Annotated in this window: 11 protein-coding genes and 1 pseudogene; 5 read left to right on the plus strand and 7 right to left on the minus strand. The window is 45.4% G+C overall.

Translation table 11 applies throughout. The annotated features are described in order from the left end of the window. Positions 1 to 189 precede the first annotated feature (189 nt). Positions 190 to 2,184: a diguanylate cyclase domain-containing protein gene (locus K5Q99_RS06890; RefSeq protein WP_220776432.1), complete on the plus strand. Its 1,995-nt coding sequence runs from the start codon at positions 190 to 192 to the stop codon at positions 2,182 to 2,184. Here K5Q99_RS06890 and K5Q99_RS06895 read toward each other — a convergent pair. Beyond that, the gene (locus K5Q99_RS06895) at positions 2,181 to 3,146 is read right to left on the minus strand and encodes a hypothetical protein (protein ID WP_220776433.1); all 966 of its coding nucleotides are present in this window, start codon (positions 3,144 to 3,146) and stop codon (positions 2,181 to 2,183) included. The genes K5Q99_RS06890 and K5Q99_RS06895 overlap by 4 nt on opposite strands. Position 3,147: 1 nt before the next feature. Then, the gene (locus K5Q99_RS06900; protein ID WP_220776434.1) at positions 3,148 to 3,534 is read right to left on the minus strand and encodes a PadR family transcriptional regulator; all 387 of its coding nucleotides are present in this window, start codon (positions 3,532 to 3,534) and stop codon (positions 3,148 to 3,150) included. 410 nt (positions 3,535 to 3,944) lie between these two features. Between K5Q99_RS06900 and K5Q99_RS06905 the strand changes: the two genes are divergently transcribed. Then, on the plus strand, positions 3,945 to 4,610 hold the full coding sequence (locus K5Q99_RS06905) for an excalibur calcium-binding domain-containing protein (protein WP_220776435.1): 666 nt from the start codon (positions 3,945 to 3,947) through the stop codon (positions 4,608 to 4,610). Between the two features lie 51 nt (positions 4,611 to 4,661). After that, positions 4,662 to 5,009, plus strand: a complete 348-nt coding sequence (locus K5Q99_RS06910) for a thioredoxin family protein (RefSeq protein ID WP_220776436.1) — start codon at positions 4,662 to 4,664, stop codon at positions 5,007 to 5,009. A gap of 19 nt (positions 5,010 to 5,028) precedes the next feature. Here the strand turns inward: K5Q99_RS06910 and K5Q99_RS06915 are convergent, their stop codons facing one another. The 3 genes from K5Q99_RS06915 to K5Q99_RS06925 all read right to left on the minus strand — a co-directional run bounded on the left by K5Q99_RS06915 (position 5,029) and on the right by K5Q99_RS06925 (position 7,805). After that, entirely contained in the window at positions 5,029 to 5,544 is a 516-nt protein-coding gene (locus tag K5Q99_RS06915; protein WP_028759510.1) for a NifB/NifX family molybdenum-iron cluster-binding protein, read from the minus strand. Continuing rightward, positions 5,541 to 5,837, minus strand: a complete 297-nt coding sequence (locus tag K5Q99_RS06920) for a DUF134 domain-containing protein (RefSeq protein ID WP_012088215.1) — start codon at positions 5,835 to 5,837, stop codon at positions 5,541 to 5,543. The genes K5Q99_RS06915 and K5Q99_RS06920 overlap by 4 nt, the downstream gene beginning before the upstream one ends. Positions 5,838 to 6,290: 453 nt before the next feature. After that, positions 6,291 to 7,805: an ATP-binding cassette domain-containing protein gene (locus tag K5Q99_RS06925; protein ID WP_220776437.1), complete on the minus strand. Its 1,515-nt coding sequence runs from the start codon at positions 7,803 to 7,805 to the stop codon at positions 6,291 to 6,293. Between the two features lie 166 nt (positions 7,806 to 7,971). Between K5Q99_RS06925 and K5Q99_RS06930 the strand changes: the two genes are divergently transcribed. After that, positions 7,972 to 8,223, plus strand: a complete 252-nt coding sequence (locus K5Q99_RS06930) for a DUF2999 family protein (protein ID WP_107946515.1) — start codon at positions 7,972 to 7,974, stop codon at positions 8,221 to 8,223. Positions 8,224 to 8,397: 174 nt separating this feature from the next. Here the strand turns inward: K5Q99_RS06930 and K5Q99_RS06935 are convergent. Continuing rightward, positions 8,398 to 8,783 (minus strand): annotated as a pseudogene (locus tag K5Q99_RS06935) (carboxymuconolactone decarboxylase family protein). A gap of 105 nt (positions 8,784 to 8,888) precedes the next feature. Continuing rightward, positions 8,889 to 9,464, minus strand: a complete 576-nt coding sequence (locus tag K5Q99_RS06940) for a hypothetical protein (RefSeq protein ID WP_220776438.1) — start codon at positions 9,462 to 9,464, stop codon at positions 8,889 to 8,891. A gap of 838 nt (positions 9,465 to 10,302) precedes the next feature. On the opposite strand from K5Q99_RS06940, the gene K5Q99_RS06945 reads away from it, so the two are divergent. Further along, positions 10,303 to 11,133: hypothetical protein (locus K5Q99_RS06945; RefSeq protein WP_220776439.1), on the plus strand; the 831-nt coding region annotated here is incomplete at its 3' end.

Genomic DNA, 11,133 nt, shown 5'->3' on the forward strand with positions numbered 1-11,133 from the left:
AGTGTATTGCCCAACAAAGAGGCTGACCCATAACCAAACGGTATTTAGATTTAGCATGTGGAACAATCAACCTAAGGAACAGATGAATAGCAAAATAGTCCTCAAAAATTGCAGACAAATCGATTTACCCCTTCTCCCTAAGCTGCCCACTCTGAAGTGGTATTGCTGTGCTGGCCGTGGAGCATAAGGATGGGGACTCAGTTCGCACGCACCTTCGCTAGGTTACGGCAACGAACTCGTTCAACCGTTGCTAAGGTTTTATTAATCATCAGCATGTTCGTAGGGATCTGCATCGCGCTCGTCGCCCTAGTGTATATTCAAGGCAATATATTTGATGGTGTACGCACCTATGTCCGTGGTGAAGGCTTATGGGCTAAGGCGCAAAAAGATGCGGTACTTTATCTCACCCACTATTCACACACCCAAAATGATGTGGACTTTCAGCGTTATCGTGCCGCGACGAGCGTCATGGAAGGCGATCATCGAGCTAGACAAGCCTTACTCGCCACACCCATTGATGAACAAGCCGCCAAACAGGGTTTTATTCAGGGCCTCAATGACGAACGGGATACCGACTCAATGATCTGGTTTTTCCGACACTTTCAATCCAATCATTACATGCAGCAAGCCATTCAATTGTGGGGCTTAGCCGATCAACGCTTCGAGTTTGTGGTGCAACTCGCCGAAAATATGCGCATTGAGATCAATCAGCTTGGTGCTAGGCCCGAAGTTCTCGCACAATATCGCCAGCAATTGATTGATGCCAATGAAGAATTGCTCAGCCTAGAAATTGAATTTTCAGCTGTGCTCAGTGAAGGTGCGCGCTGGGTCAAGCAAATGACTTGGTTAATTAGCCTTGGTGCCCTATTGCTGTTTATCAGTATTGGGATCTTCGCCAGTCGGCAGATCATTCGTAACATCGCCAGATCCGAGCGGTTGTTACAGATAAGCGAATCTCGCTTCACTAGCCTGAAAAACTCCGACACTATCGGGATCATTTCATGGCAACTCGATGGCACCATACATGATGCCAATGATCATTTTCTCCAAATGCTCAATTTTGACCGTGCGGATTTAACTTCAGGCTTAATCAACTGGCGCTCAATTACCCCGCCTGAATATGAAACACGTGATGCCATTGCGATTACAGAGTTAGAACAGTTTGGCCGCTGCCAGCAATATGAAAAACAACTTATCAGCAAGAATGGCGTCTTAGTACCAGTGATGCTAGCGGCGAGCTTTTTGAATGGCAGCAAACATGAAGGCGTAGCCTACTTTATGGACCTCACCGCCAGTAAGCAGGCCGAAGATAAACTCAGACTCGCGGCAACCGTTTTTAATGCCAGCACAGACGGCATAATGATCACCGATCCCCTGCTAAGCATTATCTCTATTAATCAAGCCTTTACCCATGTTACAGGTTTTACCCAACAGGATTTACACGGCGATGCCAACGACTTCCTCAATGATGGACACAATAACGATGACGCCCGCCAAGCCATGCGAAATCTGTTGCAGCAAGGCGAGCAATGGCTGGGAGAATTATTAAAAACGGTTAAATCAGGCGACTTACTGTCGCTGAGTGTACGCATCAATACAGTGCGAAATGAGCATGACCGCCTGACTCATTTTGTCATTGTGATTACCGACATTTCCGAACGTAAGGCAGAGGAAGAATATCTGCTTCATATCGCCCACCACGACGCCTTGACGAATCTGCCTAATCGCGTGTTATTTCACACTAAACTTGAACAAGCCATAGTGCATGCGCAATGCACTCAAAGCATTTTTGCGGTGTTATTTTTAGACTTAGATAATTTTAAGCCAGTGAATGATTCGTTTGGTCATGATGTGGGCGACAAATTACTGCAAGAAGTTGCGATGCGGCTACGCTCAAGTACTCGGCAAATGGATACCACCACTCGCCTAGGCGGCGATGAGTTTGTGATCTTGCTGGAACGTCTTGCCAATACCCACAATATCGCCCAACTGGTCCCTAAGATAACCCAAGCTATTTGCGCGCCCTACACTATCAATGGTCATCAAATCCATATTGGTGTCAGCGTAGGTTTGGCGCTTTATCCAGAAAACGGCACAGATGCAAAAAGCCTGATCAATCATGCAGATCAGGCCATGTATTCGATGAAAAAAATCAATAAGATTCAGCGACAAAACTCAGTCTAAGTCTGACTAGCGAGTTTACGCCAACGTAATCCATCACGAATCACCTCATAGCTGGGGAACATAGCGGCAATCACTAGACTATAACTGAGCCATTTATCTAGCTGCAGTAACGTAAATATCCCCTGTAATTCGGTTCCTTGGCTCTGTACTTGGGTTTGTAATAGTGGCGAGCTAAATGCCAGAAAGACTAAGAACGAGGCATAAGCAAGATTGACCCCCATATTTGCCAATAACAATTCACTGGTCCACACTCGGCGGCGTAACTGCCACAGACTATTGCCCATAGACAGCAAAATAATAGTGCTAAACCATTGCAGTAATTGCTGAGCATTGGCGCTAAAAATCACAGTGCGTGCGGCTAATTGCTCGCTACTCATCCACATAGAACACCATATCACCAGCAAGAGAAAGAGATACGTCGCCAGATCGGCAAACACATCACTTAAACTAATATGCTGCCAACCTGGGCCGACTTTTGGTAGGTTCTGCGGCTGCCATTTCTGGCAATTACTGCCGGACAGCGGTTTTCCTTGAGCCGAAAAGCTCCAAAAAGACAAGCCAATTGCAGTAAAAGCTAGACAGGCATCGCCGATAAAACCACTAACGATATGCTGGATAAATCTGAATAGATTTCCCTCTGTTGAGCCCAACCATTGCGTCGTACCGCCCACCACCTGCAACACAAACAAGACACCCAACACCATGAAAAGTGTATTTTTAAACAGCGGAATATCCTCAGAGGCAATAATAGGCACTGCCGGTACAAATTGCTGCGCGACCTTACAGGGATGCCCCATTTGCTTTAATACATCGGCAATTTGCGATTCAGTCAATTCGCCTTGTTCAGATAAGGCATCCAGTTGGTCGCAGATATTGGCTTTTAATTCACGGCCAATTTCCTGACGTTTGTTCTCGGGCAATTCTCGCTGCACCGCGGCGATATAGCGATCGACTAATTCCATATCAAATCTCCTCTGCACTCTCGTCTGAGCGATTAATATCAGAGCCATTAGTGTCAGCGCTTTGCTCCAGTAAAAAAGCCAAGGCGCCATTAAGTTGCTGCCATTCATCGGTAAGTTGACTGAGCAACTCAGCGCCCAATGACGACAATTGGTAATAACGACGCTCACGCCCTTCGGCCTGTCGCCACTCACTATCCAACAATCCTTGATCGGCTAGGCGGCGCACTAAGGGATACAGCGTCCCTTCGTCAATATCGATACCGCCTTCCTGCAACTGTTTGCGGAGCGAATAGCCGTAATGGGCTTGTTTTAATAATCCCAGTACTGCCAACACTAATACCCCACGGCGCAACTCGAGTCGCATTTTGACTAGCGGTGAACTTGTCATAGTCGAATTCCTATCCTGAACACTGTGTCGCACACACTGTGCGCCACACAGCAAATACTATGTAGCACACAGTAAGATTGCAAGTTTTTATTGCACACTTTTTGCTCTTTATGTTCAAAATAAACACAAGCAATTGTTTGTATTGAATTTAGAAAAATACCAACCGTTTCTGCTAAGTGCTCACATATCCCCTACTCCATACGCTCAAAGTGAATGGCTCACACATAAGCAAATTCAGGATAAAAAATTGCAAAACTTCCTATGCTTGAGTAACTTAGCAGCCAACACGGGATAATCGACCAGTCAACCTAAGAACGGTTTACTCCTCAAAGGGATAAATCTGATCGACTCAAGTAAGTGTTGATATTCAATAACTAAAATATTAAGCCGTTAAATTAAGGACATAGAAAATGCTCATGGATAGAGGCGTGCTGGTACGCTGGAACGATGAAAAGGGATTTGGCTTTATTCAGCCTGAAAAAAATGCAGCCCAAGATGTGTTTATTCACATTTCAGTGCTGAAAAAGATGGCGAGAAAACCCATAGTGGGCGACAGCATTCTGTATCAAACGGAAGTGCAAAATGACGGCAAGAGAAAAGCGGTTATCGCCTCAATTGAAGGCGTCGCTGTCGTTGCAGCAAGTGCTACACCGCGCACCCACTCTCATGTCCAATCACGCAATGAAAACTTCAACAACAAAAGCAAAGCGCATTCCCATAGCCCACGAAAATCGTCCTTTAATACGATAATCCCGCTGCTAATAATCGTGGCCATCGTTATCTTTGGCTTTAAACAATACCAAGAATTCAATGAAGCTCCTATATTAGATCAAGCCCCTGTATTCAATGAAGTACCAGTCCTCACGAATGAAGACACTCAGCCAATGCCCATGTATGAAACTAAATCGCGAACACAAGCAACGGCAACACCAAGATTCCAATGTGAAGCGGGTAAAACCCATTGCAGCCACATGAGTTCCTGTGCTGAGGCGACTTTCTACATCCAACATTGCCCCAATACTCAAATGGATGGTGACGGTGATGGCATTCCCTGCGAGCGTCAGTGGTGCAGTTAGCGATGCGACACCCATGAATTCATACCCATAACAACTTCCAAATGGCAACGCATGCACACCGATATCATTACGCACATTGATTCACCTGAGATACTGGAGTCCATGTTAACTGAGCATGCGGCGGTGCTGTTGTTATTTGGCGCGCCAAACTGCGGTGTGTGCCAAACGCTCAAACCGAGAATTGCAGAGATGTTGGCGCAAGCGTTCCCGCTGATGCGGATGGCCTATATTGATTGCCAAGCCCAAGGTGAGATAGCGGCGAGCCGCAATGTATTTGCCTTGCCTGTGGTGGAATGTGTGTTTTATGGCAAAACCTTTGGACGGTTTTCCAAGGTGTTTTCGTTAGCGGATATTCGAGGGGCGCTTGCCCGCCCCTATGGTTTAATCGTGACGGAATAATTCAAATTAAACACTGAGATTATTTGTTTACCAGCGGCCTAAACCCAGCGTAATGCACTGACTTATCGAGCTTAACCTGTACTGCTGGCGTGCTTATAAGACGTGTTGAACAAGGTGCTGCTTTAGCTTTACCACTGCAACCGCAGCCGTCACCTGTTGAATGACAACATCCGCCCTTGGCGGCATGTTTGAGTGAAGCGCGACCTTGGGATGCATCCGTCAACCTAAGATTCAAATCCGCCGTTTGTGCCAGCAAAGTCGCCACTGTTTGACTGGCACTACCTTTACTCACGCTAATCCCCGCATCGAGCAACTTTCCCAACATGCGCTCACCGATATTCTGCACAAGTACAATGTCGGTACCTTGTTGGATAATCAGCTCTAGTAAGGCTTTTTTAGCACTACAGTCACCTTCAATTGCTGGGTTATCGACCAGTTTGATTCGTTGAAACTGTTCATTATAAAAGCCAATTTGTAGGGCTTTCGTAAAGTGACTGGCGAGGCGTTCGCGGCTCATCGGCATGGCAATAATCATGATAAATCCTTGTCTGTTTGGGTTGGCAGTCTCAAGGCTTGACCTTGAGTAATGGCCGTCGCCACCTTTTTACGGGCATTGGCGAGAAGGTAACCAAAGGTTTGCCGAGAGATCCCCATCAAGGCCGCGGCTTCGATCTGGCTTAATCTTTTAACATCACCCAGTTCGAGGGCCTCAAACTCATCGGCCTCTAATTGAATATGAGTTAATTTAACCGCAGGGATCCCATTAGGCTTAAATAGGCTACAGGGCACACAGCTCGATAATTGACGGCATTTTTTGGGTCTTGGCATAAATGTTTTATCTTTAAGTCGTCTTATATGTCTTGAAATCGTGTTTTAGGTCCTAGTGCACATCTTCGGTACTACGAGTAACATTCGGGCTCAACTAAAGCTCAACTAAAGCTCATCTAAGGCTCATCTCGCTAAGGGAGTCCATAGCTTTGGATTCTCAAGCGTGATAACTGACTTGATGAATAAGTTCGGTGGATGAACCATAAAACTGTCACGAGTTTCTGGCCTAGGCCAGAAACTATTATTCGCGCCAACAACATTAAAAACTGTAAGACGGCTCACAGTTACCTATATCAAGCATGACTAATTAACAGAACGGCTGTCTGGCGTGACTAACATTCTCAATGGCTAGCGCCCTGTAAGGTCAGTCTTAACCTGCGTTGGAGTGCCGAGGGATAATGACAAACTCTGCAAACAAAGAAGCAACCGTTAAGCTGCTGCGATAGGTGGCATTTACAGATTTAAACGGGTTAAATCCTCAGACTCACAGTAGTTCACCTGTACCGAATAGCCGTCATCTTGCTTGATGAAATCGACAAAGTTTTTAATCGCAGGTAAGGCATCTTCCCTATGGTGCGACACGTACAGCAATTGGCTCAGATGATGCTCGGCTATCATCTCCAGCGCCCGCATCACTAAGGTACGATTGATAAAATCTAAGCCCTGATACGGCTCATCTAAAATCAGCAACAGTGGCTGTTTAATCAAGGCGCGACCTATTAGTAATAACCGCTGCTGACCATAATCGAGCTTCTTAAAGCTGGTGCTCGCCAACCCTGTCATGTGCAATATCGCCAACCATTCCTTCGCCAAATCTAGCTGAGGTTTAGTGGGTTTCTGGTACAGGCCAATAGAGTCAAAAAAGCCCGAAAGCAGCACATCTAATGCCGAGCAACTGACGCGATATTGCAAGTGCAGCGCCGACGACACTATGCCAATCCGTTGTTTAATTTGCCAAATACTCTCGCCACTTCCGCGAGGACGGCCAAAGATCGTAATGTCGTTGCTATAGCATTGGGGATGGTCGCCTAAAATCAGCCCCAGCAAAGTGCTTTTACCGCAGCCATTTGGGCCACGAACTTGCCAATGTTGCCCCGCTTCAATGCGCCAATTCACGCCGCTGAAAATCAGCCCACTGACGTACTCCACTTTGCCATTTTTAATCTCGACCAGAGGATCAAACGCCTCGGCGTTGTGCCTTTGCCGCTCCATCAAGGCCAAGAGTTCATCGCTACGCTGCGCCGATAACGCATTCAACTGCGCCATCACAGGATGATTGTGCCATTGCTCAATCGACATCGGCGGGCTGAGTTTGTGCACACTCTGCCCCGATTTGAGCATCTCGCCATTAAACAGCGCCACATGGCTGATGCACGGCGGCAATTCTTCTTGGCGCGAGGTGATGATCAGCAACTGAGTATGCGCGGCCACTTCACTCAGCAGCTCAGATAAACTCGCCTGGTGTTCAACATCGAGCCCTGCATAAGGGTCATCTAAAATCAGCAATTGCGGTAACATTGCCAGCGCACGCGCCAGCATGACTCTGCGTGTTTCGCCCGTAGATAATTGCCGAAAACCGCGCAGGCGCAGCGGCTCAAGCCCAACCTTTTGTAATAATGCAGGGAGTTGTTTGGCATCTTGGCAGCATTCCAGCACTAAGGATTCGACACTCGAACCGTAATCCAGCTCGTCTTTTTCTAACTCGCGCTCCAGCAATGCTTGCTGCAACCCAAGTGACACCCAGCCGATACGTTGCGGCAGGCCAGCAATCGTCCCTTCATCGGGCAGAATGTCACCGGTTAATATTCGCCCGAGCAAGGAACCGCAATAGCTGTCAGTCGCGAAAATCGCCCAATGTTCAGCTGGGTGCAGTTGCCATTCATCGACGACTAAGACCTCATTATCACGCCCGTATCGTAACTGTTTAACCACAATACTTTTGTCTTGGTTCGCGACAACATCAAGCATAACCACAGTTCCTTTCTATTTTTAAGGGATGATAAAATCTAATGCGCTTAATGGCATAGGCAAAGCGTGGCAACATCCAATGGGTACGCATGTGTGAGGCAACCACTCTGGCAGAACTGTGATAAAATCGGCACCTGTTTAACTTTCATATCAACAAGGTAACGCAATGAACCCCATTATTGCCATCTTAAAAGAACACAAGGTCAGTGACGCTAAGATCAACGAGCTATTTCAAACATTAACCGACAATCCATTAATGGCGATGGGCACGCTCGGTCAATTAGGTATCCCAGCCGAAAAATTACAACAACTGCTGGGATTAGTGATGCAGAATCCGGCTTTAATTAAAGAAGCCGTGCTCGAACTCGGTTTGGATTTCTCAAAAGTAGAAGCCGCAAAAGCCCAACTGCAAAAATAAGCGCAGACTGTCAAGTTTGTAGCCATCATGCGCTAGGGGAATGCGCGTAAATCAGCTCCCCTAGCGAATGTTAAAACCACTAAACCTCAATGTAACTAAATCTCACAGCAACTAAACCTCACAGCAGCTAAACCCCAAAGCCATTGATGCTCAAAATGATCAGTACCAAGTGAACTAACGGTTTTGCGCCTGCCATTCCTCAATCGCCTCTTTTGCCGCTCGAAAAGCTTCAATCCCCGCAGGCATACCGCAGTAAACGGTGCAATGCAGTAAGACTTCTTGGATCTCTTCAACCGAGCAGCCATTGTTTAGCGCGCCCCGCACATGGCCCTTTAACTCAGTCGGCGCCTTTAATGCCGCCAGCGTTGCAATAGTAATCAAACTGCGCGTTTGCCTTGAGATGGCATCACGCACCCAAACCTCACCCCAGCAATTGGCCGTAACTAAATCTTGCAGCGGCTGGGTAAAATCCGTCGCACTATTGAGCGCCTTATCCACATAACTATCCCCATCACAGCACGACGCACCTCAAGCCCCTTCTCGTATTGCTCTTCGTTCATCAATGCATCCTTTTTGTTATGTGATTAAGCTCTGTGATTAGACATATTGAACCGCAGCCAACCAATCTGCTCTATATCCTTACCACCTATAACTGATAACCAACGTTAGATTGAGCGCACCCAAGCAACGAACTCTTCGGCGAGTCTGGGAGGGTTACAGGCCTCTGTCTGATCTGCGATCTCGTTATAGTACTCGAGCTCGTGAACTATGATGGGTACCGAACGACCGAAAACGCGACTAACGGTTAAGTTGGAATGGAGTGTAGAAACGACAACGCATACTGCGGCAACAAATTGCTCGGTTATCTCCTGACCGAGCTCAAGGCAGCGATCAAAATCGACATCTTCCTCCGCATCACTATACCCGAGACCGAGATCGGCCACCCAGCGAGCTAAGATATCCGCAGTCTGAGAGTCAGAATCCCCAAAGACGAGGAGTTCGTTTTGAAGCCAGAAGGCATAGTTCCATTTTGCTTCGTCAGAGCTAGAAGCCTTTGGAATCGAAGCATGCCACTCATCGACTGTGTTATAGCCGACTGTCAGCGTAGGTAGACGGGGATCGTCATATTCGTTGTTGATATAGAAAGACAATGCATAGATCTGCTCCGCCTCAGCGGTTGGTATACTCGCGAGCGCTTCGGTAATCGCACTCTGAAGCGCGGTAATCATTGGGATATTCATACTGGGTTTCCTGCTCGTTTAATGCCGCATTTAGCGAATGAAAATAGTGAATTGTAATTGAGAATAAGAGCTTAACCCACTATTTTTGTTCAGCTTAAATGTCTGCCAATATGTGAGTATTCAACCAATTTTCCAGTTATCTGTATGCCTTTTTACAAGCATACACTCTGCAAATTTAACAATGGATGGCTCGTTAAATTCTTTTGCTGCTCGTTTGCTGCTTAACAGCGGAAGCTGACTATTAAGCACTGTCATTCCAGTGACACGCCACCCCTTTTATTTCACAAGAAGTATCCATGAGGGCTCGACGACGGCATCTGCTACATACGGAAGTGCAAATGCCGCGATCACATGGTCAATGATGTTCCAGACATCATAGTGACATTTCCCATATCCCTATGGGTCAGATATGAAAGAGCGGCCATGCCGTCAACGGTCACTTACATGCCAATGCTTAATTCAACCAACTCTCCAGTTATCTGTATGCCTTTTTTACAAGCATACACTCTACAAATTTAACAATGGATGGCTCGTTAAATTCTTTTTCTTCTCGTTTGCGGCTTAACAGCGGAAGCTGATGATTAAGCACTGTCATTCCAGTGACACGCCACCCCTTTTATTTCACAAGAAGTATCCATGAGGGCTCGACGACGGCATCCATGCCGTCAACGGTCACTTACATGCCAATGCTTAATTCAACCAACTCTCCAGTTATCTGTATGCCTTTTTACAAGCATACACTCTGCAAATTTAACAATGGGTGGCTCGTTAAATTAGCTCATTAAATTAGCCATTAATAAAGCAACCAAGATGTTGCCTTGTTGGGAGGTAAGCTGTAATGTCTGCACCATCAATAAGTTATGAGGTTTGGGTCATGAATGAAGGTAATTCTAGTGATTTGAAAAATAAAGTTAATTGGGCACAGTTTGCGTATGAAATTTTCATTAAAAAAAGTGGCATTCACTTTTTTTATATAATAGCAATTTTAGTAGTATTATTAGTTATAATGTTGGCTTACAATTTTTCTGAAAATAAGGAATTAGTTGCCTACATTTCTTTTGCAGCGACAATTTCTTCATTGATACTGGCAACGTTTGCTATTTTTTATGCGGTTCACTCAAATAGTAACATTTCGAGCTTATCAAATGAGTTAAAAGTTAGTTCGAATATCATTATGGAATCATCCAATGGAATTAGAATTTCTAGTGATGAACTTAAGGCTGTTACTGCTGATATAGCATCAGTTGTTGTCAACTTGTCAAATAAAATGGATGTAGTTCCTCAAGCTATAAATGATGGCTTTGAGAATATGAAAAATAATAATCAGATATATGCAGGGGAACCACAAGAACTCGAAACTTTAAACAGCAATCAACTCACCATAGGAATCAATGATTTACCATCATTCATTAATGGCTTAGCGCCACAACCTAAGGTACTCCTTCTATTTGTTAAACTTTCAGAACTTAATGGCATAATAATTAGAACAAATGAATTTGATAAATTATTTCAGAATGATTCTGCAGGTTTGTTGGCTTTCTGCTCTATATTTAACACTCTTAAATTAATTGACTTTTATATAAATATTGATAAACCCACTGACAGAACAGTTATTACTATTACAAGAATCAACGAAAAATGTGGGGATTTAATTTTCTCAGCTATTGAA

The sequence above is a fragment of the Shewanella hafniensis genome (assembly GCF_019655335.1).
Taxonomy (GTDB): Bacteria; Pseudomonadota; Gammaproteobacteria; order Enterobacterales; family Shewanellaceae; genus Shewanella; species Shewanella hafniensis.

Coding starts and splice junctions, on each gene's coding strand:
- K5Q99_RS06890 (WP_220776432.1), top strand. CDS start 190: ATGGGGACTCAGTTCGCACGCACCTTCGCTAGGTTACGGCAACGAACT.
- K5Q99_RS06895 (WP_220776433.1), bottom strand. CDS start 3,146: ATGGAATTAGTCGATCGCTATATCGCCGCGGTGCAGCGAGAATTGCCC.
- K5Q99_RS06900 (WP_220776434.1), bottom strand. CDS start 3,534: ATGACAAGTTCACCGCTAGTCAAAATGCGACTCGAGTTGCGCCGTGGG.
- K5Q99_RS06905 (WP_220776435.1), top strand. CDS start 3,945: ATGCTCATGGATAGAGGCGTGCTGGTACGCTGGAACGATGAAAAGGGA.
- K5Q99_RS06910 (WP_220776436.1), top strand. CDS start 4,662: ATGCACACCGATATCATTACGCACATTGATTCACCTGAGATACTGGAG.
- K5Q99_RS06915 (WP_028759510.1), bottom strand. CDS start 5,544: ATGATTATTGCCATGCCGATGAGCCGCGAACGCCTCGCCAGTCACTTT.
- K5Q99_RS06920 (WP_012088215.1), bottom strand. CDS start 5,837: ATGCCAAGACCCAAAAAATGCCGTCAATTATCGAGCTGTGTGCCCTGT.
- K5Q99_RS06925 (WP_220776437.1), bottom strand. CDS start 7,805: ATGCTTGATGTTGTCGCGAACCAAGACAAAAGTATTGTGGTTAAACAG.
- K5Q99_RS06930 (WP_107946515.1), top strand. CDS start 7,972: ATGAACCCCATTATTGCCATCTTAAAAGAACACAAGGTCAGTGACGCT.
- K5Q99_RS06940 (WP_220776438.1), bottom strand. CDS start 9,464: ATGAATATCCCAATGATTACCGCGCTTCAGAGTGCGATTACCGAAGCG.